The organism is Vibrio porteresiae DSM 19223, assembly GCF_024347055.1.
Lineage (GTDB): Bacteria > Pseudomonadota > Gammaproteobacteria > Enterobacterales > Vibrionaceae > Vibrio > Vibrio porteresiae.
The window spans coordinates 1,582,211-1,603,831 of the sequence record NZ_AP024895.1; the positions used below are offsets into that span (position 1 = coordinate 1,582,211).

Sequence of the window (21,621 nt, forward strand, 5' to 3'; positions counted from 1 at the left end):
TCATGACCGCTCGAGTTTACGTATTCGCTCAATTTAAGCCAAAAGAAGGCAAAGAAGCAGAACTGTTTGAAGTGCTTAAAGCACTTGAACCAGATGCTTTGCGTGAAGAAGGCTGCATTCAATACCGAGTTACTCGTCAGATCGATCATCCAAGCGCCACGCGCAATGATTTTCCGATTGTGTTTAACGAGATTTGGGCCAGCGCTGATGCATGGTCTGCGCACGGCCGTCGTAAGCAGATCCAACACTTCTTTGATACCCAAGTGGCTAGCGAAAATGGCTTAGTTGCTGATGCTCAAGTCACTGCGTATACCGATGAAGGCTACGATTACGACGCGCCAGTTTTTTAATACGTACGTATTGAGTGTTTAAGTGCCACTTTATGGGGTGCTTAATTAGGCGTTAAACACGGTTTTTAGGTGTTGATTGAATAAAATAAGGCTTCGCGTGCGAAGCCTTATTTTTGTCGCTAGCTCGCACTTTCCCCCTCGCTGTGTTCACTTTATTGGCTATTTTACTGGTGGATTATGACGGTACGACTAATACAAAAGATTGATTAAATCGGTTTACTTCGTCATGCTTAGCGTCGATTTGTGGCTTGCTACAGCAATGAAGTAGGGCACTGTGGTACTCACGGATAGAAGTACGGTTTGATGGATAAAGCAAAAACAATCAATGTGTTAGTCTATTCTGCTGCAGGGTGTTCCCACTTTGCTCTGGGAATGGTGCTTGAGCCGTTTACGCTATCGAACCGTTTGGCGACCGCACCCACGTTTCATCTTGAGCATGTGGTTCAACACTGTGAGGATGAACAGTCTGCATTGGAAGCACAGCCTTGGGATTGGGTGGTGCTCGTTGCCGATACGCCTATGGAATCTGCGCCTCTCACGCCGGAACTGACCTTTCTTAAACATCAAATCAAGTACATGGGCACCAAAGTGTTAGCGGTGGATTGCGGTGTTTATTGGCTGGCTGCGATGGGAATTACTTCCAAAGTTCCGCTCGCGGTGCATTGGCATGATAGCGATCATTTTAAGCTGCAGTTTCCCAATCAGCCGGTGGCAAATCAGCTGTTTCAGCAATCGCCGACGCTCATCAGCTCTGCGGGTAAACTGGCGTCTCTTGATGCGGTATTGCATCTGATTGGTCGCTATCAATCCCCTGAGCATCTGCGCGAGCTAAGCGATTATCTGTGTCTTGATCGGATGCGCAGTGAGGATGAAAAGCAGCGTCTACCCGGGCATTTGGTTGGCGGCGCTACTCAGCCACGTTTAACCATGGCACTGGAATTGATGGAGCAAAACCTTGAAGAGCCGCTTTCAACCGACGATATCGCCGATTTAGTGCACATCTCACGGCGCCAACTTGAGCGGCTGTTTAAGCAATATCTCAATACCATGCCTGCCAAACATTACCTTGGCTTGCGTCTCGCTAAAGCCAAAAAGCTGCTGCTCACTACCAACATGTCGATTGTGCAAATTGGTTTGAGTTGCGGGTTTTCCAGTGGGCCGCATTTTTCCTCATCCTATAAAGCCTTTTATCAAATCACACCCCGTGAAGAGCGCAGTCGTAAGCTTAATATACTTAAGTAACCTCAAGATGCGGTTTCAGCGAGAATGTATTCGCTCATAGGCAAGGCACCGATTTGAATACATAGTTATTCTACGTAGAAAATCATAGTTAGCCTAAAATGGAAAAAAGCGTCCGAATCTATAAATTGGCGTCGTATTTTTGAAATGCTCTGAACGGTTTACAAGGTAGCGTATAGGGAACATTGATAAATCAGAGGCACGAAGATGAAGCAGTCCATTCCCTCAAGGAACGATTTTGACCAATATATGATCCCCATGTATTCACCGGCTCCGTTTATTCCGGTGAAGGCACAAGGTTCCACTTTGTATGACCAAAATGGCAAAGAATACATCGACTTTGTCGGCGGTATTGCGGTAAATGCCCTAGGTCATGCCAACCCTGCTTTGCGCGAAGCGCTGATTGAGCAATCAGATAAGCTCTGGCATACCGGTAACGGTTACACTAATGAACCGGTGCTCAATCTAGCCAAACACCTTGTTGAATCGACTTTTGCCGACAAAGTGTTTTTCTGTAACTCCGGGGCAGAAGCGAACGAAGCGGCACTGAAATTAGCGCGCCGTTACGCACGTCAGCATTTCTCAGCAGAGAAAACTGAGATCATCGCGTTTAACAATGCCTTTCATGGGCGCACTCTGTTTACCGTTTCGACCGGCGGACAGCCTAACTACTCAAAAGATTTTGCCCCATTACCAGGCGCCATTACGCATTTGCCATTTAACGATTTGGCGGCGGTTGAAGCGGCGATTTCTGACAACACTTGCGCAGTGATTGTCGAGCCCATTCAAGGCGAGGGCGGCGTGGTTCCTGCTACTGCTGAGTTTTTGCGTGGCTTGCGCGCGCTGTGCGATAAGCATAATGCGGTGCTGATTTTTGATGAAGTGCAAACTGGTGTTGGTCGTACTGGGTATCTGTACGCTTATCAGAGTTACGGTGTCACTCCGGATATGCTGTCAACGGCAAAAGCCCTTGGTGGCGGTTTCCCGATTGGCGGCATTTTAACGACAGACAAATTTGCCAGCGCTCTGTCAGTCGGTTCTCATGGCACCACTTACGGCGGTAACCCGCTGGCGTGTGCGGTTGCTAATGCGTCGTTAAATATCATTGATTCACAAGAATTTCTTGCCAATGTACGTGCAAAACAGGCAACCTTTGTCGAAACATTGGAAAACATCAATCGTCGCCTGGGGATGTTTGTGGAAATCCGCAGCGCAGGACTTCTGATCGGTTGCCAATTGACCGAAGAATACGCAGGTCAAGCCAAAGCCATCAGCACTTTGTGTGCCGAGCATGGCGTGATGACCTTAATCGCAGGGCCAAACGTGATTCGTTTTACCCCAGCACTGAACATTAGCCAGCAAGAGCTGGAAACGGGCTTGGCTCGGTTTGAGCAAGCCTTAAAGGATTACCAATCAAGGAAGTAAACATGATCATACTGCGTCCTGCGCGTTTAAGTGATTTAAGTCAGCTAGAACGTTTAGCAAAAGAGAGTGGCACTATGGTGTCCACATTGCCCGATAAAAAAGAGAGTTTGGTCCGTAAAATCGAACGCTCTGTGGCCTCTTTTGCGCAGGATGTCGTAACGCCCGGTGAAGAAAGCTATTTCTTTGTTTTGGAAGAGAGTTTAACTGGGCAAGTGGTTGGCACAGGTGCAATCAACGCGTTATCTGGCTATCGAACGCCTTTCTATGCGTTTCGAAATGACATGCTGATTCACTCATCTCGCGAACTCAATGTGCATTCGCGCGTTCATGCACTCTCTTTAACTCACGACTTAAGCGATCACTCTAATCTGTGCAGTTTTTACGTGGTGGAGTCGTTACTAAAAACGCTCTATCCCGCACTGATAACCTTGGGTCGCTTACTCTATATGAGTGTTGAGCAGCAGCGTTTTACCAACGAATGGATGGCAGTGCTTCCTGGACTGTGTGATGAGAAAGGGCGCGCGCCATTTTGGGAGCATGTGGGGCGCAAGTTTGTTGGCTTAGATTACGATGAGGTGGAGTTCCTCAACAGCACCAAAGAGGGCACGTTCATTGCGGAATTGATGCCACATTACCCATTGTATGTGCCGCTGTTTCATGAAGAAGCGCAACTGGCGATTGGTATGGTCAACCCCAAGGCCGAACTGCAGTGCAATTTGCTCAGTGGGCAAGGGTTTGAACCCGATAAATACGTCGAGATTTTTGATGGCGGGCCAATTTTAAGTGCCACGCGCTCAACGTTAAGCGTATGGCAAGAGCATCGCCAAGCTACCTTGTCTCTGGGTGCTGTGCCAGCCGATGCTGAATTACATTTAATTGGATTTAACACCGATAACGGCTTTGTAGCCTTTATCGCGCCTTGTCAGGTGAAAGGCGACAAGCTCAAATTAGAGAGTGCGGTTGCCAAACAAGTCGGGCTTAAGAGTAAGCTCAAGGTCTGGCATATCGCGCTTTAGCTGTAAGAAAAGGATTTTATCATGATGATTATTCGCCCAGTCACTTGGGATGATAAGGACGCATTACTAAAGTTAGCCAGCCAAGCTGGCGTGGGCTTTACGTCATTACCGGAAGACGAAGCACGTCTTATCAGTCGTTTAGAACGCACGCTCAATACATGGCATAAAACCGCTCCATTGCCAGAGCAAGGCTATCTGTTTGTGTTGGAAGATAGCGACACCAAAGAGGTGGTTGGAGTAAGCGGCATTGAAGTCGCAGTGGGGTTAAACGAGCCTTGGTATTCATTTCGTCTTGGCACTTTGGTGCACGCCTCCAAAGAACTCAATGTCTATACTCAAATGCCAACGCTGTTTTTGAGTAACGACCACACCGGTCACAGTGAATTGTGTACGCTGTTTTTGAACGCTGATTACCGTCACAGCAAAAATGGTCACCTGCTGTCGAAAAGTCGCATGATGTTTATTGCTAACTTTCGTGAAGAATTTGGCGACAAAGTGTTTGCTGAAATGCGCGGCGTGAGTGATGAAAATGGCGAATCGCCGTTTTGGGAATCCCTCGGACGGCACTTTTTCTCCATCGATTTTAGTCAGGCAGACTATTTAACCGGCATTGGGCAAAAGGCGTTTATCGCCGAACTGATGCCAAAGCACCCGCTCTATGTCGATTTTCTCACTCCAGCGGCACGTGAAGTGATTGGTCAAGTGCACCCTTGCACCGTACCAGCGCGTAAGATTCTGGAAAGTGAAGGTTTTCGTTACGCCAATTATGTCGATATCTTTGATGCGGGCCCAACTCTTGAAGCGTATGTGGAAGATTTGCGCATCGTGAAGCAGAGCCAAATACGCAAAGTAGTGGTGAGCGACAATCCTATTTCAGCGCCGCAACCCTATTTGGTCAGCAACACCGAATACCAACAGTTTCGTACCACGTTAATTCATTCGCTGCCTGACGATGAGTACATCTATCTCACGCCAGCTGAGTGCGACGCATTGCAAGTGACCGCAGGAAGTGAGGTGCGTATCGCCTCCTTGTTTGCCAAACAGCCAGAGGTATAAAAGATGAAAACATTACAACCCAATCTCTTTATTCAAGGTCAATGGCGCAGCGCTGGTGAGAGCGCGTTTGATAAAGTCAATCCGGCCAATGGCGAGCTGCTTTGGCAAGGTTTTGCAAGTTCTGATGCCAGTGTGGAACAGGCGGTAAGCGCAGCGCTCACCGCATTTAAAAGCTGGGCTAGAACCTCTTTAGAGCAGCGAGTTGAGCTAGTAAAACGTTTTGCCCAATTGGTCACTGAACATAAACAGATGCTTGGTGAAACCATTGCGAATGAGACCGGTAAACCCTTGTGGGAAGCGCTGACCGAAGCGCAAGCCATGGCGAATAAAGTGGCGATTTCAATTGAGTCCTACCATGAACGTACGGGCAGTAAAGTGACCGAAATGGCCGGCGGCACCGCCTCGTTACGACATCGCCCACATGGGGTGATGGCAGTGTTTGGCCCGTATAATTTCCCAGGACACTTACCCAATGGGCACATTGTACCGGCGCTGATCGCGGGTAATACCGTGGTGTTTAAGCCGAGCGAATTAACCCCGATGACCGCGCAAAAAACCATTGAATTGTGGGAACAAGCGGGGCTACCCGCAGGCGTTATCAACTTGGTTCAAGGGGGAAAAGAGACGGGCGTAGCGTTAGCGCAAAGCGCGGGCATTGATGGGCTGCTGTTTACAGGCAGTGCCAATGTGGGCTATGTGTTACATGAGCAGTTTGCGTCTCGTCCCGATAAAATTCTGGCGCTGGAAATGGGTGGTAATAACCCATTAGTGATTGATTCGTATGAAGATACGGATGCCGTAGTGAATTTGATCATTCAATCGGCGTTTATCAGTGCTGGGCAGCGTTGTACCTGTTCGCGCCGCCTGCTTGTGCCTTACGGCGAGCAAGGCGATCGCTTGATTGCACGTTTGGTTGAGGTGACCAAGCAGATTCGAGTCGGCGCTTGGACCGATGAAGTCGAGCCTTTTATGGGGCCAGTGATTTCAGCAAAAGCAGCGCAGCAGCTGCTCAATGCGCAAGCGATGTTAATTGAAAAAGGCGCTAAATCTCTGCTCACCATGACGCAGTTGGTGCCCAACACTGGTTTGTTATCTCCCGCCATTTTAGATGTCACGGATGCGAAATCTCTGCCAGATGAAGAGTATTTTGGTCCGTTACTGACCATTACGCGTTATCAAGGGCGTGAGCAAGCTATAGAAATCGCCAATAACACTCGCTTTGGTCTGTCGGCTGGGTTGGTTTCAACCGACCGCAACTTTTACGAGCAGTTTCTAATTGATGTGCGTGCCGGGATTATTAACTGGAATAAACCGTTAACGGGCGCGGCGAGTAACGCGCCTTTTGGTGGCCCAGGCGCATCCGGTAACCATCGCCCAAGTGCTTATTATGCGGCGGATTACTGTTCATGGCCGGTGGCATCACTGGAAACCGACACCGTAAGCATGCCGGAAACGGTCTCGCCGGGTTTAGATTTTTCACACACTAAGTAGGAGTCACTATGTCAGCATACGAAGTTAACTTTGATGGTCTAGTCGGTCCTACCCATAACTATGCAGGGCTCTCTTACGGTAACGTTGCATCCACCAATAACAAAAACGTGGTGGCTAACCCGAAACTGGCGGCGCTGCAAGGTTTAGACAAGATGAAAGCTTTGGCGGACATGGGCTTTAAGCAGGGGATTTTGCCTCCACAAGAGCGCCCTTGTATTGCCACATTGCGCCAACTCGGTTTTCGTGGCACTGATCAGCAAGTGATTGAACAAGCGGCCAAGCAAGCGCCGCGTTTATTGGCGAATGCCAGCTCTGCTTCATCCATGTGGGTGGCGAATGCGGCGACGGTTTCGCCATCGGCAGATACTGCAGATGGCAAGGTGCATTTTACGCCAGCTAACCTGAACAATAAGCTGCATCGCAGTATCGAACATCAGCAAACGGGTCGCGCTTTGGCAGCGATTTTTACCGATCCTGACTACTTTGCTCATCATCCAGCGTTGCCGATGCATGAATCATTAGGCGATGAAGGCGCGGCCAATCATAACCGTTTTAGCCATCATCATGGGGCTAAAGGCGTGGAGCTGTTTGTCTATGGACAGCACTATTTTTCTGATGAGCCAAAGCCAACCCAATTTCCTGCGCGGCACAGCTTAGAAGCGAGCCAAGCGATTGCGCGTTTACATGGTTTATCACCGGACAATAGCGTCTTTTTGCAGCAAAATCCCGACGTGATCGATCAAGGTGTATTTCATAACGATGTGATTGCGGTGAGTAATGGCTCGGTGTTTTTCCATCATCAAGATGCCTTTTATCAGCAAGAGGCTGCGTTTGATGAATTGCGCCGTAAACTGGCAACGTTGGAATGCGAATTTCAGCCTATTGAAGTACCACGGGATCAAGTTTCGGTCAGCGATGCGGTACAAACCTACTTGTTTAACAGCCAGTTACTGACGAAGGCCGATGGAAAAATGATGCTGGTGGTGCCAAGTGAAGCGCGTGAACATCAAGGCGTGTGGCGGTATTTACAAGAGTTGGTGGTAACCAGCGGCGTGATTAACGAAGTTAAAGTATTTGATTTGCGTGAAAGCATGCGTAACGGTGGCGGCCCTGCGTGTCTGCGATTACGCGTCGCTTTGCAGCAGCGTGAACTCGATTCGGTGAATCCTCACGCGTTGATGAACGATCGCCAATATCAACAGTTAGTCGGGTGGGTGAACAAACATTATCGCGATCGCCTCTCTGAGCACGATCTTGCTGATCCGGCGTTGTTGGTGGAGTGTCGTACTGCGTTAGATGAGCTGACTCAAATCATGCAACTTGGCTCTATCTATCCATTTCAGTTAGTTTGAGCGCTAGCAACGTAGCATTTTATAGCGCTTAACCTGCCGTTATTTTTTTATTTGTCATTATGAGGAGCTTTGATAATGAAGCTCCTCACGTTCTCTTGCACCATCGCCTCGCATAATGTTCGCGTTGTTCTTAGCGCTCGGTTTATTTATTATAGAGCTTAGTCAGTCTTTATCTTTATTTGTCTTTGTTATCAGGTACTAAATGGTTCTTGGTCAAGGCGAGGTTGCTCTCATGAACATTATCCCTAATCACACCAGTTTCACCTTGCTTGAGCCAGGCCCAGTGGTTTTTGTCACCACTCATGATGGGAATTTTGCCAATATCATGACCATCTCGTGGAGTATGGTGATGAGTTTTGAGCCTCGCTTTGCCTTAACCACAGGCGCTTGGAACTGCTCTTATACTGCGTTGGAACAAACCAGAGAGTGCACTATCGCCATTCCCAGTGCCGAGCAAATTGATTTGGTGGTTGGCGTCGGTACTTGCAGTGGTCGCGATACAGATAAATTCGCTAAATTTGGCTTAACTCAACTGCCGGGTCAGTATGTTAAAGCCCCTTTGATTGCCGAATGTATGGCAAACATCGAATGCAAAGTGGTAGATATTATCGAAGAGCACCACATCATCGTACTGGAAGGGTTAGCGGCTTACACAGCTGATGATTTTACACAGCGCCAAATGTTACACGCCGTTGGCGATGGCACCTTCATTGCTGATGGTGCCAAATTGGATCGCCGCGAAGCCATGGCATCGAAACTGCCGCAAGGATGGTAAATGCCCGCTGGTGAATCACCTAGCCATGTTGTACAAGGCTAGGGTTTTAAGGCTAAGTGTTACAAGGTGCTGCTTCACAAGGTGAGGTAGCAATCGAACTAACTTAAGTTCGACTCTGCCACTTCCGCTAACACAAAATCACGAAACGCTTGATTGGCGCGCGAGAGGTAACTGTCTTTGCGCCACGCCAAACTCACGTCCACTTCAAACGCTTCGGCGAAAGGGCGCGTAATTATTTCGTCGTCGCTTTGGATAGCAACTTGCCACATGGGCGAAATCGCATAGCCGCGACGAATTACCGATTTAATCAGCGGCAACAGGTTACTAGTAAATGCTATACGAGGCTTGATATTGACTTGGCGGCTGATTTTGTCGAGCAGAATGTGGTGGTAGTAACCTTTACGCAGCAAGGCCAAATCGTGGGAAAGAAAATCCTCATAGCTGATCACATCTTTGTCCGCTAGAGGGTGATCAACCGACATACACACCACCATTTTCTCACGAATCAATGGGCTAGCTTCCAGCTCTGGCGTTAAGTCTTTAGTGGCAACGACGCCCAATTCCACCTCACCATCAAGCAGCAAACGACGAATGTTGCGCGTACCGGTATCCAAAATATTCAAATCGATGTTCGGATATTGATGACGAAACGCCATTAACAAGGGCGGGAAATAATAAGAACCCAACATGCCAGGAACCGCAATGTCCACCTGTCCTTGGTCTAATCCTTCCATCGCTTGCATTGCTAATTTTGCGTCGTGCGCCTGATTTAAAATTTGGCGTGCGTGGGGCAAAAACTCATGACCCGCCACGGTCAAGTCAATGCCGCGATCACGACGATTAAACAGTGGCAGCTTAAGTTCTTCTTCAAGCTTTTTCACGCTACTGCTGATGGCTGGTTGCGCCAAATTGAGCGTGCGCGCTGCTGCGGAAATTGATCCCTGTTCTACGACAGTCACAAAATGGCGAAGCTGTCTTAACTCCATAACAAGCGGTCCTTATCAAAAATGAGAACGATGTCAAACATTAAAATATGGGCATAAATTTTATCTATGGAACAGATAAACACAACATATTTTATTTATTGATATCGCAGGCGTACTCTACAGCTCTAAACCCGAGTCTTTTAACCCTTTGATATATGTAGTCGAGAGCAGTGAAAAATATTCCCCATTACAGCCGCTTTGTTATTTGTGTTTGCCTCTTTTCCGTCATTACTTTTGCAAACATTTATTGGTTACAACCTTTACTGCCTGTTTTACAACAGGATTTTAATATCACGTCTTTAGCGGCTAACTTTGCTATGTCTGCTCCTTTGTTGGGGATGGGGCTGGGTTTAGTGATTTTTGCCAGTTGGTCGGATGCTGTTGGGCGTTGCAAGATCATGCTGGCAGGCTCAGCCATTGGTGTGTTTATCTCGTTGATTTTGCCTTTGGTCGATAACTACAGTGTGTTTATCTCGCTGCGCTTTCTCCAAGGGATGTTTTTGGCGGTTTGTCCTGCCTTAGCCGTGCCTTTGTTGGGTGAAGAACTGCGTAAAAGTTGGTTGGCTGGAGCGGTGGGTTTTTACATTGCTTCCAATACGTTAGGTGGCTTATGTAGCCGTTTGCTCGGCGGCTTTAGCTCAGAATATCTTGGCGGTTGGCAAAATGGTGGCCTAGTGATTGCGGGTTTAACCGCAGTTCTGTTGGGTTTTGTTTACTATCTACTGCCAGAGCAGCGCCATTTCAAACCGAAACCTTTAAGAATTGGTCGTTCTATTAAAGCGTTCGGTCAGCACTTAAAACGTCCACAGCTACTGCTCATTTATTTGTTGATTGGGCTCGCTTTCGGTACGTTCGTTAACTTGTCTAACTACTTAATGATGGTGCTTAGCGACTACCCATACCATTTGCCTAGTGATATCCGCAGTATGATGTTCTTGACCATGTTAGGTGGCACAACCAGTTCGACTTTGGCTGGTAAATTTGCGAAAAAACACAGCCAAATTATGGGGATTGCCGTTGGTATCGGTGTGATGCTTCTCGCCAACTTCCTCATGAGCTGGGGGAGCATGTTCATGATGATCATCGGTATGGTGTTAGTGGCGTTCGGATTCTTCTTCTGCCATGCCAATGCCAGCACCTTGGTTGGCCGTAAAGCCAAAGAGAACAAAGGCAGCGCGCAAGCTCTGTACAGTTTGTTCTACTACTCAGGCGCCAGTATCGGCGTGTTCTTCCTGGAACCTTTCTATCAAAGCATGGGTTGGCAAGGTGTCCTCGGTGCAACCCGCATGGCACTCGCACTTTGCATCGTTTGTGTCCTTCTTTACCAATGGGTTGGGGCGCACAACAAAGGTCATTCTCATGTGACGCAGTAATAATGAATCCAATCGACAAAAAGCCACTTTGAGTGGCTTTTTGTGTTTTTAGCGTTAAGCAAGATTGCAAGTAATTGGCATATGCTATAAACTCGCCGCAATTTTTCAAAGTTAGCATGTGCTAAACTTTTGGAAACGGTTTGGTATGAACGAGGAGCAGCTCATGGCGTTTGTTTTGACATTATGTATTTTCTTGGCCGTTATTGCGTTGATGGCGATTGGTGTGATGTTTAAGAGAAAATCAATCCAAGGGAGTTGTGGCGGTTTGTCGACCATAGGTATCGATCGCGAATGCAACTGTGAAACCACCTGTGAAAATCACAGCCAGCTTTACCAAATCCAAGAGCCTTCACAGAACAAACGTTCTTAACGGTTTCTGTCTGCGAGAGTGGGCCTGCCGATTCACAGGAGGCTCACTTTAAGCGGATTTTCGTTACGCTATCTATCTCTTCATCACTTTTTTATCAAATTATTTGTGATTTTCTTTCCACTTGTAGTAACGTCTACCCCGAATCAAATTTCCTCTCAAAATCATTTATTTAGGAAAGTTGAATATACATATTTGTACACCACAAACAGGCTCTCGTGGTGGCGTTAAGGGTTTTAAGTGGTAAAGGAATTTTGATGGACGTGATGTCACCAGAATCTTACTGGCTTTTATTAGGCGCAGTGACAGTGTTAATCCTGTTGCAGGGCGTTATCTTTTTTAGACAGTATCAACACCAAAAAGCAGCACAAACACAATTAGCGACCATGAATGAGATGTTTGTGAAGCATCGACGCCAAATTGAATTGGAATTTGCTGAACTAAACCAGTTTATTACCAATGACACGGCGGAGCTCAAGCGTAAAGCCGCTCAACGTGAGGAAAAGGTCGATCAATTACGCATGTCAGTGCTGCAGCAGTTTCAACAGATTCAGCGAACGACGGGAAAGTTAAGCGCTACGCAAGTGGAAAATTCCGAAGAACTACGTAAGTTGATGATTCAAGTCTACTCCGGATTAAAGATGCAGCAGGGGCAGATTGAACGCAAACTGGTAGAGCAAAGTGTGGCAATTGAAAAAAGCGGCATGGAGACACGTGAGCAGTTAACCAATCAGTTGAAATCATTACGTGTGGTATCGGTTAAGCCTGCAGTTGCAACGCCAGTCAGTCGCCCACAAAACAAACCGGCAGCAGTAACTCGAACTGCGGCGCAGCCAGTCAAAAGGGTACGCGAAGCAGAACCTGCACTGTAGCGGCAAACAGAACAAGATTGCTATTGAAAAGGCCACTTCGATGAAGTGGCCTTTTGATTTTAAAGTCGATGGTTTTAAAGTTACGTTTTTTAAAACGGACGGATTAAAAACAGATAGATTAAAAGCGGAAACGGTGCACTGCGGTATGCAGCCGTTTCGATAGGGTGTCGAGTAGCGTCGAAGATCGTTGGATTTCACTGATGGAATCGCGAGTTCCTGCGCTGATGGTGTTGATTCTATCTACGCTCGATGATGCCGATTGTGCCGCATTGTTTTGGTGTACAGCAGAGTCCGATATCTGTTCGTTAATATCGTGGATGGTTTTAATGCTGCTGTTGATATTACTAAATGCTTGTGAAACCAGTTTCGACTGCTCGACGCTGATATCCACGTGTTCTTTACCTTTCGACATCACGGAAAGTGTTGCTTGGGCGTCTTGGTTAAACCGTTCCAAAATCTGCGCAATTTCTGTTGCTGATGATTGCGTACGTCCTGCCAATGAGCGCACTTCATCAGCAACTACCGCAAAGCCGCGGCCGTGTTCGCCAGCACGCGCCGCTTCAATGGCTGCGTTCAGAGCGAGTAGGTTGGTTTGTTCCGTAATGTCGCTAATGACACTCAATACCGTCATCACGTTGCGGCTGGTTTCGGTCAGTTTTTCCATCGACGTGACGCCACTTTCGATACTCGAGGCGAGTTGTCCGATAGCTTTGGCGGAATCGGTCACCGTTTTTTGTCCAGTTTCAGCATCGTTATAGGCATCTTGTGTTGCCGATAAGGCCTGAGATGCCAGACCTGATGCCTCAGCAAAGCTTTGGCTTAGTTGCTCAACGGCACGCGCCACTTGGTTCGTTTCCGCACTTTGAGTTTCAATGTTGTCATGGCTAACTTTGGTGACTCGTGAGGTCGTGTTCACCGCTTGACTCAACTCACTTTCAACATCGGCAAGGGATTTTACCGTTTGTTGCAGTTGAGCGACGAAGCGGTTAAACGATTCAGACAGTACAATTGCTTCATGAATCCCTGATACTTGGATGCGACGAGTCAGGTCACCTTCACCGTCAGCAATGTCGGCCATTGCTTTGGAAATTTGATCCAGTGGGTGTGTAATGGAACGAGTGATACCAAAAGAGGCGATGATCAACGCTATCAACACCACGCCTGCGACAATCCCGCTGCTGTTAAGAAGTTTATCGATGGTGCCTTTGGAGTCCGCTAATGCCACGGTACTGGCTTGTTGGCTTGCATCGATGACACTATCGGCTGCCGCACTCATTTTGGTAGCAAGCTCAGAGACTTGTTTACTTTGATCTTTCAGTTTTGCTTGCAGATCTAGGTTGACTCGGCGGACAGCGAGTATCGATGTTTTAGAGGTGAACATCAGGGAGTAGAGCTGGTCTTTCTGCACAATCAGCTCTGCTAACAACTGTTTTAAATTGTCATCGTTTTGTATAAGTCCTTGTAACGTATTTATTTTGTCATCAATTAAGGCTTGAGTTGGGGCGGCGACGTTCTTTTCCAAGCTGATCAGACGCGACTCATCGGCAGCACTTTGAATCGCGTAGTTAATGGTTTCTAACTGGGTGACGCCTTGGCTTAATTGGGTTGCTGCGGTGATTACTTTATCGCTGTCACCCTGTAACACCTCTAATGCTTGCTTCGAAGTTTCAAGCCACTCTGTACTTGGAGAGTCGGCGTTCAACTTTTTCAATGCGCGTTCGACGCGGCGAACAAGACGCTTCTCTTCTAATGATGTTTTGCCGAGCAGTCCACCGGCATTTTTACGAATTTTGTCCATCAAATCCGTTGATTGCTTGGATATTGATTGAATCTGCTCTTCATTATTAAGCAGGGCAGACTTGGTACTGTAGAGCGCTTGGCTCGCGTTGGAGAACTCTTTTACGATTTGATTCAGCTCGTTATGACCGGAGTCAGAAAGGGAAACTTGGTAGTCTGATGCGCTACCAAGTTCCTGTCTTGATTGTGCCGAGGTAATTTTCAGAGTGTTAGCCAGCAGCGCAGAGGCGTCCTGGCTAACATTGTTCACTTGTTCAGAGTCTCTGACATTATTATCCATCACTCCACTTAGAGAGTTAGCGACATCACCGAGCCAAAAGATCATTCCCGCTACTACCAGAACGGAAACGATCGCTCCTGCCGATAAAGTAATGAGTAATTGACGAACAGATAATCTCAACATAGTGAATCCTCAAAGGGGTTAACGCAAAGTCGCCCAATCTAGCGCTTCATAATGACCGTTACGAATAATGGTTGGCCACACTTCATGACTTGCTTGGTGTTGGCTAGCACTGTAGGTGATTGGCACCTTGATACCGATATCCAAGCTGTTGAGTTTTTCTAATCCGTCAATCACTCCTTCGCGGCTCACTTCTGGAGCTTTTGCTACGCCAGCAACGAAGATTTTGGCGAGTAAATAGCCTTCAAGTGACACGAAATCCGGTTGAGCATTAGGTTTGTATTTAGCGAGGGCATTCCGATAAGCAACAACACCAGGAAGATCAGATTCGTAGTGCGGAACCACTTGAGTGACGATGACGCCTTCAGCATCATTGCCCAGCGCTTTCAGTAGCGGAATACTGCCGACAAACGAAACGTTTAAAAACAACACGTTATCAAAGTCTTTTTTGGCTTGGCGAATAAATTCAGCACATGGCGCATATGCTCCTACCATGATAATCGCTTTAGGCTCAACTGGAGCATCGAGCAGTGTCCCAAGGGCTTGTTCGACGTTCGTCGTGTTACGTGTATAACGTCCGTGCGCGAGTTTATCAGTATCGTTAAAACCCTGCGCTTTTAACGCGGCAACCGCACCATTGTAACCAGCGTCACCATAACCGTCGTTTTGAGTGAAGAAGGCAATCTCTTCTGGCTTAATGCCATTTGCCAATAGGTTTTTCACCATCGCGGCCGTTTCTTCAGCATAACTGGCTCGGTAGTTAATGATGTAACGATCTGGTGGTGATTTTCTCAATACACCTGCACCGGTATAAGCACCGAACAATAAGGTTTTGTCTTCATTCGCAATCGGTACGGTCACCACAGCGGTTGGAGTACCCACGTTACCTAAAACCGCGACAACACCATCTTGGCCAATGAGCTTTTTCATGTTTGGAGCGGCTTTATCGGGTTCATAGCCATCATCAAGTGGTACAAAGACCAGTTTGTTCCCATTGACACCGCCTGCTGCATTGACTTCGTCAAAATAGGTTTCAATACCGTCTTTTACTGCAATGCCCAGAGCCGAAGCTGGCCCAGTTAGCGCAGCAGACATACCCACTTTAATATCAGCGGCATAGCTTGATCCCACTGCGAGGACCGCTGCCGAGGCAATCAAACTTGTTAGTACGCTTTTTACACCCACCATAGTTAAAATTCCTTGTTGATTAGTCGCTTGTATTCAGCACAGGAATAAGTATAGGAGGGCATTGGTCGTATAAAGACGTGGATAACTTATATCATTGAGTGTTTTATGATTTATATGATAGTTCGCACATTTATTATGCAATGGGTTATGTAAATGTTAAAAAAGGGATGACTTATCAGCAGTCATCCCGTAAAGCTAAGGGCAGAGATTAGCGTTTAATGAGTAATATTTCGTTTCTAGTAGTCGATCTCAAATTCAGCTTGAGTCGAATTTTCACCATGGGTGGTAATAATATGACCCGCCCAAACGCGTACTTGAGGACTAAACCAATATTGCATTTGTGGGACAATTTTGTCAGTAAACTCATCGTGTGACACAGTAATCACAGGACCCCAACCTTTAAATCCTTCTGGGAAATATTGGTAAGTCGATGAAATAGAGAAGCCTAAACCACCTTTGGTATAACCTTGTTTTCTAATTTCACGGATAGATTCATCATTATCACGGTCAGAATAAGCCATGATCGCACCAATGCGGCCACTGAAACCAAATTGTTTATAACCACTTACAGAATAGGTATAGAGTGATTCGCTATCACGGTTATAATCTGTGTCTGATTTAATATTTGAAGTAGTATTAACGTTACCGATAATATTGGAATTGTAGCCTTTATTTAGCAATGGCTGACCATTATGCATGGAGAAATAAACACCATAAGAGTCAGGACGGAAAGGATAAATATTCGCTGTTTGATAACCAATATCTAAACCAGCAATGTCTGAATTAGTGTCGTAGCTGGTGTGAACAAAGAGATTATTGTCAAAATAGCTTTTATAAATAATTTTACCCGCGTTTTTACCACCTGCATCCATCTGGATATCGTATTGACCGTGCATACCAATATCGGTGGCATACACAGCCCAGTTTGCTGAGTGTTTCGCGTAAGCAAGTGTACCGAAGGTATTGGATTCAATACCAAAAATCAGGTTTTCCCAACTTGCGCCTTCATCAAGATCGTCGTAGTGATTTGAAGTTATACCATTAGTTTTATTATAGTTTTCTTTCGCTTTTAGCCAGAAGTCGCCAGTGAAACCGAGGTCATCGGTGAACATGGTTTTACCACGTAGGCGCAGGCTCGCTTCTAACTTACTGCCTTGGTCGTCAAATGAACTGCCGACTGTAGTTGTACCTTGGAAACGTAGATTATAATACCAACGGCTATTATTATCGATGTCAGTAAATTGTGCTAATTCGCTGCCGTTATTTCTATCTAAATAGTTTTCAATCCAGTTGCCATCATTATCTGTTCGAGCTTGCGCACTTGAAAATGCACTAAGAGATATAAGAAAAAGGGTAGTGTTAAGAGTTCGGCTCATAATTTTGTTCCTATTACTATTGTAAGAAATGTAATTAAGCTATCTACGTTTTATGATTATTGGGTTTTAAAAGGCAATACAATGCCGTCCATTTAAATAAATGGAATTTTATGATTATAAATTGTACACAAACAAAAAAACCTCACCCCAGTTTGATAACATCATTTGGAGTAAGGTTTTGCCTGATAAACAGTAACAATCCGATTTGTGTTTATTCTAATCTTAAAAAAGTCGATGACAATTGGCGATCAAATAAGCTGTGATTATAATCACACAAAGTTTTTTATTATTTAATCTTTGCTAATAAACGTCAGCATAAACTATTAAGGTGATGCAACACTGAAAAACACAATTAATGGTAAAGATTGGTAAATACGAAGAGGGAAATTGTCCTTCTTCGTATCAATATGGAATGTATTTAAGGTGAGTCGTTATTGAGAAAAAAGCTATTTGAATAGCACAATGTAAATTGCCGCAACCACTAGACGCAGTTTACGCTCTCTTTCTAGCTTAAGGTCATATGCTTGATGTGCATTTCGTAAGTGCTGAACTAAACAAACATATTGTTCAAACAAATAGTTAAGTTCGATTTGCTTTTTCTTGGTCAGTAACGATTCGGCACTGGCAATGTCATTGATGCGAACTCTATGCCCCAAGTACGGCTGATCATCACTAATAAAATGCAGGATGATCTTTTTGTACAGCTGTTGCATTGGGTCAGACATATGCGCTTTTAGTGGGTGACGATAATTCACGTTCTGTTTCCATTCCTTAAGTTATGAGACAACCTAGCAGTTATTCGCTGCATTTTTATGGCACGAAGTGGATCACTTAAGAGGCCAACTTGCCGGTTTCACGGTATTGGTATCGATCTGCTACCGATGAATAGTCAATGGTGAGTTGATTGGCGTTTAACACCATATGACCTGTGCTTTCACGCACCAACTGAGAGGCACATAAAGGGTCGATTGAAACGATGTCTCCTTTAATGCAGCACAGCGGCATGCTCCACACGTACTCTTTGAAACAGGCAGTTTTGTCAATTTGAACGAGCACTTTCATAAACACCTCACATGGACTGTTGACCATCTTGATCTTCAGAATAGGCAGTAATTCTTAAGAAAGGCTTAATATGGTGAAGTTTATTTATCGTCGTAGGGGAATTTTTAATATGAGATTAATGCATTGATTTTAATTGGCTAATTTGGGATTTGAACGATGGCTGAGTTGAGTTGGTTCTCATTGCACCAGCGGAGAGTAAGAATACTAAGAAAAGAGACCGCATAGGCGGTCTCTGCTTTTGGGGAAAGTCCGTTTTTGGGGAATGTCCGTTGCTAGGTTACGCTAAGAACTGTTTGAAAAGCTGACTCTGACCTCAGAATCACTTGCTTATGCGCGCGCAACAAACTCAGTGAGAAATTCTCGAATGCCCGCCAATCCTTTTTCTAACTTATCAGGATGACTGCCGTAGCAGATCCGCAAATGACCTGCGCCTGCGCTACCAAAGGCTTCACCTGGCGCTACGCCAACCCGATATTTTTCAATCATTTCTAAGATGGCTGGTTGGCTATTGTCATCTAAGCCTCGCACTTTTAAGAAAGCATAAAAGGTTGCAGGCATATCGTATAAGGTCACACCTTCAATATCGCCAAGGTATTTTTGTACTAATTCACGACCTTGACGGAAACGATCAAGCGTTTGTGTAACAAATGCTTCGCCTTGGGTAATTGCCGCTAGTCCACCATGTTGCACAAAAGCAGGTGCGCACGACACGTTAAATTCAATCAATTTGGTTATGGTCGGGGTGTAGCACTCAGGAAGTGTCAGCCAGCCAAGACGCCAGCCTGTCATACACCATGCTTTAGAAAAACTGTTACAGATAATCAGCTTATCGTCTGCTTGCATCTCTTTAACAAAAGAGGGCGCAGTTTCATCTTCGTAGCAGTGACGGCTATACACTTCATCCGATACGATCCAAACACCATGTTCACGCGCGAACGCCATAATCGCGTGAATCTCTTGCTGAGATGCCATCCAACCGGTCGGATTGTTGGGGCTGTTAATAATGATCGCCCTTGCGTCTTTCGCCTCGGCAAACAGCGCTTCAAGATTAAGTTCGAAGCGGTTCTCTTTTTGCTCTAACGCAAATGGCACAACCTCTGCACCCAGCAGTCCAGGAATAGCGAACAAGGTAGGAAAGACTGGGGTGATCACTACCACTTTATCTCCGTGGGAGATGCAGGTTTGGCAGGCAAGCATTACTGCGTCGGTGCCTGACACCGTCACCACAATATTGTTGTCGGCAATGGGACGGGCGAATAGGCGAGTCGAGTAATCGGCTAATGCGGTGCGCAATTGCGGTAAGCCATTATTGGGCGTATAGCGCGTTTCATCTCGATGCAAGCTCGCAATTGCTGCTTCAGAAATAAATTTGGGCGTTGGGATATCCGATTCACCAAACCACAGGGGAGTGACATCAGGTAAGGTCATACCGTAATTGGCGATCGTGCGGATAGATGACTCAGAAAGTCTTTGAGCGAGAGGGCTGATGTCGAGATGTGCATTCATGAACGGAATACCTCCATGTATTCAAAAAAGCCAATACCACAGCGCGCGAAGTCCGTGCCGCGTTGCTTATCGTGGAAAAGTGAGAGCCACTACTATCGCACGAACCACAATAAATGCAATGGGATACATAGGGTGGTTTAGGTGTGGGATGGGGTAGGTAGACAAACCTCGAGAAGTTGATTCATGTAAATCTAATATATTTATCATAATCAATAATCTGGCGAATCATAGAACTTTGATATTGTTCTTATGTGTCTAGTGTCTTAATATCGCCTTTGGTCTGTAAAACTTTGTAAGTTTGTGATTTCTTGCGAAAAAACTAGTTAGTTGCGTTGATTTTATCTCTTGTCATTTAAGGAAATAGTGAATCAGCGCCCGACTAAGGCTGAGAAGTTTGCCAGATTGTTAAAACGTCTATTCACCACCCATCTAGTAACGGTTAAATAATGGAAATAAATAAAGATCAGAAAGTTAGTTCAAGGGTATGGCAAGGAATTAAATTTGCTATTAAATGGTTATGGCTAATAACAATGTTCTTATTAGGAATAGCAATGTTTGTGTTATTACCTTCAGAAATATTTGAGTATAGCTATAGCTTATCTGAACTCGACCTCATTGAAGAGCTGTATCTTATTGTGCTGGTTTGCTTCATTTATAAGTACATAAAGCTGTGTTTAAGATTAAAAGCACCATTTGTGAGAAAGTTAATCACCCCTTTTGTTTATCAAGCCTATTTGTGTTTATTCAGTGTCGCTTGTGCACTGATAGCCTATCTTGCATTTGACGCTTCACTCGAAGAGATCAACTACTCTCCTATGATTAATGTTTTTTCTTACGTTGCGTCTATGATTATGACTGCATATAGCTACCATATTTTAAAGTACTCTTTTAATTCCTCTGAACTTAACGTTGATAACAGTGCTAATGATGCGGAGATCTCACAATGAAACTATCATTAAGTTTAGGTATCGTCTTAATACTCACTGCCACTCCAGCATTAAGTCTAGTGCAGCTTGACGCATCTACTGGTTCTGCCACTTTTCTAATTCAATCGTGTCGCGAATATATTGAACTCTATAACAAGAAGGAAGAACGTTTTGGGGCATTTCTGACCACCTCTAAAGATGAGAGTTTCAGAGCAGGATATTGCTTAGGTGCGATCGAGCATGCTGATATGAAATGTCGATGGGGTGAGCATAGTATGTATAAAACAGCAGAACTGATAGCTAAGTCATCGCCTCAAGATTACTACGGTGAAACCGTTCTTTTGGAGACTGCTTTGTGTCGTTAATAAATACTAGTCAAGCGGTTCAAGAACTGTTTGGTATGGATGGCAAATGTTTGAGAACTAAAGCCAATAGCTATGTTCGAAATGGAACGATTCCTTCTTCCTTAATTAAACGGTTTCCTTCTAAAACGGGTACAGAAGGCAAGGAAAGTGTTGCTTTAACATCAGATGGTGTTAGTTGCTTGTTCAATGCTCTCGTATTAGATGCGTTTTACAACGACACCAAGAAGGTAAAGAGCATTTTCGAAAAGTGGAAAGAACGAAAAGCGGCCTATGAGGAGTGTTTAGAAGGCTTGTTGAGTGCTCAGCAGGTTAACCAGTTAAATGCATTAGAGGATAAGAGCCGCGCTTTTTTACAACAACTAAGTGATGAGACATTTGATCTTAGGAATCAGCGCTTAACAAATCCTTTTTCAAAACACTTGCCGCAAATAGCATTGACAAATGGTGGACTACTATATGAATTGCTACGTAATAGTCGGCTTTCTCTTTCCCTTAAAGATGCACTATTACTTGCGTCATTGGAAAATGATTTGGAAAAAGCGAACTGCCTGAGTCTTGAGATAGATGCAAAACTCTTGGCGGATGACCCAATGCTTTCCAGCCTCGTTGACCGAGTCCAAAGGGATTATCAAGAGGCGCTATCTTTCCAATCTTTATTAAATTTGCTTCCCGACTAAAAAAGTCCTTTTTTGTGCACTG

21 protein-coding genes are annotated in these 21,621 nt (G+C 45.5%); 14 read left to right on the forward strand and 7 right to left on the reverse strand.

Features of this window, described 5'->3' with window-relative positions:
• Window positions 1-2 precede the first annotated feature (2 nt).
• From OCV11_RS07235 to OCV11_RS07270, 8 genes are all read left to right on the forward strand, one after another.
• Window positions 3-350, forward strand: a complete 348-nt coding sequence (locus OCV11_RS07235; RefSeq protein ID WP_261895968.1) for a putative quinol monooxygenase — start codon at window positions 3-5, stop codon at window positions 348-350.
• Between the two features lie 303 nt (window positions 351-653).
• Window positions 654-1,592, forward strand: coding sequence for a GlxA family transcriptional regulator (locus OCV11_RS07240; protein ID WP_261895969.1), 939 nt, complete (start codon window positions 654-656; stop codon window positions 1,590-1,592).
• 204 nt (window positions 1,593-1,796) lie between these two features.
• Entirely contained in the window at window positions 1,797-3,014 is a 1,218-nt protein-coding gene (locus OCV11_RS07245) for a bifunctional succinylornithine transaminase/acetylornithine transaminase (protein WP_261895970.1), read from the forward strand.
• Between the two features lie 2 nt (window positions 3,015-3,016).
• Window positions 3,017-4,030: an arginine N-succinyltransferase gene (locus OCV11_RS07250; protein WP_261895971.1), complete on the forward strand. Its 1,014-nt coding sequence runs from the start codon at window positions 3,017-3,019 to the stop codon at window positions 4,028-4,030.
• 21 nt (window positions 4,031-4,051) lie between these two features.
• A complete protein-coding gene (astA, locus tag OCV11_RS07255) occupies window positions 4,052-5,086 on the forward strand; it encodes an arginine N-succinyltransferase (protein WP_261895972.1) in 1,035 nt (344 codons plus the stop codon).
• A 3-nt stretch (window positions 5,087-5,089) separates the two neighbouring features.
• The gene (gene astD / locus OCV11_RS07260) at window positions 5,090-6,577 is read left to right on the forward strand and encodes a succinylglutamate-semialdehyde dehydrogenase (RefSeq protein WP_261895973.1); all 1,488 of its coding nucleotides are present in this window, start codon (window positions 5,090-5,092) and stop codon (window positions 6,575-6,577) included.
• 8 nt (window positions 6,578-6,585) lie between these two features.
• On the forward strand, window positions 6,586-7,929 hold the full coding sequence (gene astB, locus OCV11_RS07265) for an N-succinylarginine dihydrolase (protein ID WP_261895974.1): 1,344 nt from the start codon (window positions 6,586-6,588) through the stop codon (window positions 7,927-7,929).
• Window positions 7,930-8,161: 232 nt separating this feature from the next.
• Window positions 8,162-8,704, forward strand: a complete 543-nt coding sequence (locus OCV11_RS07270) for a flavin reductase family protein (RefSeq protein ID WP_261895975.1) — start codon at window positions 8,162-8,164, stop codon at window positions 8,702-8,704.
• Between the two features lie 98 nt (window positions 8,705-8,802).
• On the opposite strand, the gene OCV11_RS07275 is transcribed toward OCV11_RS07270, so the two are convergent.
• Window positions 8,803-9,690 (reverse strand): LysR family transcriptional regulator, encoded by an 888-nt coding sequence (locus tag OCV11_RS07275; RefSeq protein WP_261895976.1) that lies wholly within the window; start codon window positions 9,688-9,690, stop codon window positions 8,803-8,805.
• A gap of 170 nt (window positions 9,691-9,860) precedes the next feature.
• Between OCV11_RS07275 and OCV11_RS07280 the strand changes: the two genes are divergently transcribed.
• The 3 genes from OCV11_RS07280 to OCV11_RS07290 all read left to right on the forward strand — a co-directional run bounded on the left by OCV11_RS07280 (window position 9,861) and on the right by OCV11_RS07290 (window position 12,302).
• Window positions 9,861-11,063, forward strand: a complete 1,203-nt coding sequence (locus OCV11_RS07280) for an MFS transporter (protein WP_261895977.1) — start codon at window positions 9,861-9,863, stop codon at window positions 11,061-11,063.
• Between the two features lie 163 nt (window positions 11,064-11,226).
• A complete protein-coding gene (gene nqrM, locus OCV11_RS07285) occupies window positions 11,227-11,433 on the forward strand; it encodes a (Na+)-NQR maturation NqrM (protein WP_261895978.1) in 207 nt (68 codons plus the stop codon).
• Between the two features lie 254 nt (window positions 11,434-11,687).
• The gene (locus tag OCV11_RS07290; protein WP_261895979.1) at window positions 11,688-12,302 is read left to right on the forward strand and encodes a hypothetical protein; all 615 of its coding nucleotides are present in this window, start codon (window positions 11,688-11,690) and stop codon (window positions 12,300-12,302) included.
• A gap of 118 nt (window positions 12,303-12,420) precedes the next feature.
• Here the strand turns inward: OCV11_RS07290 and OCV11_RS07295 are convergent, their stop codons facing one another.
• The 6 genes from OCV11_RS07295 to OCV11_RS07320 all read right to left on the reverse strand — a co-directional run bounded on the left by OCV11_RS07295 (window position 12,421) and on the right by OCV11_RS07320 (window position 19,631).
• Window positions 12,421-14,502, reverse strand: a complete 2,082-nt coding sequence (locus tag OCV11_RS07295; RefSeq protein WP_261895980.1) for a methyl-accepting chemotaxis protein — start codon at window positions 14,500-14,502, stop codon at window positions 12,421-12,423.
• Window positions 14,503-14,520: 18 nt separating this feature from the next.
• The gene (locus tag OCV11_RS07300; protein WP_261895981.1) at window positions 14,521-15,687 is read right to left on the reverse strand and encodes an ABC transporter substrate-binding protein; all 1,167 of its coding nucleotides are present in this window, start codon (window positions 15,685-15,687) and stop codon (window positions 14,521-14,523) included.
• Between the two features lie 236 nt (window positions 15,688-15,923).
• Window positions 15,924-17,063: a hypothetical protein gene (locus OCV11_RS07305; RefSeq protein WP_261895982.1), complete on the reverse strand. Its 1,140-nt coding sequence runs from the start codon at window positions 17,061-17,063 to the stop codon at window positions 15,924-15,926.
• A 446-nt stretch (window positions 17,064-17,509) separates the two neighbouring features.
• Window positions 17,510-17,818: a hypothetical protein gene (locus OCV11_RS07310; RefSeq protein WP_261895983.1), complete on the reverse strand. Its 309-nt coding sequence runs from the start codon at window positions 17,816-17,818 to the stop codon at window positions 17,510-17,512.
• Between the two features lie 76 nt (window positions 17,819-17,894).
• The gene (locus tag OCV11_RS07315) at window positions 17,895-18,125 is read right to left on the reverse strand and encodes a hypothetical protein (protein ID WP_261895984.1); all 231 of its coding nucleotides are present in this window, start codon (window positions 18,123-18,125) and stop codon (window positions 17,895-17,897) included.
• 327 nt (window positions 18,126-18,452) lie between these two features.
• Entirely contained in the window at window positions 18,453-19,631 is a 1,179-nt protein-coding gene (locus tag OCV11_RS07320; protein WP_261895985.1) for a pyridoxal phosphate-dependent aminotransferase, read from the reverse strand.
• Between the two features lie 446 nt (window positions 19,632-20,077).
• On the opposite strand from OCV11_RS07320, the gene OCV11_RS07325 reads away from it, so the two are divergent.
• From OCV11_RS07325 to OCV11_RS07335, 3 genes are read left to right on the forward strand one after another with little or no spacing between them, the layout of a single operon-like run.
• Window positions 20,078-20,578 (forward strand): hypothetical protein, encoded by a 501-nt coding sequence (locus tag OCV11_RS07325; protein WP_261895986.1) that lies wholly within the window; start codon window positions 20,078-20,080, stop codon window positions 20,576-20,578.
• Window positions 20,575-20,922, forward strand: a complete 348-nt coding sequence (locus OCV11_RS07330) for a hypothetical protein (protein WP_261895987.1) — start codon at window positions 20,575-20,577, stop codon at window positions 20,920-20,922. The genes OCV11_RS07325 and OCV11_RS07330 overlap by 4 nt, the downstream gene beginning before the upstream one ends.
• The gene (locus tag OCV11_RS07335; protein ID WP_261895988.1) at window positions 20,913-21,599 is read left to right on the forward strand and encodes a hypothetical protein; all 687 of its coding nucleotides are present in this window, start codon (window positions 20,913-20,915) and stop codon (window positions 21,597-21,599) included. The genes OCV11_RS07330 and OCV11_RS07335 overlap by 10 nt, the downstream gene beginning before the upstream one ends.
• Window positions 21,600-21,621: the final 22 nt, after the last annotated feature.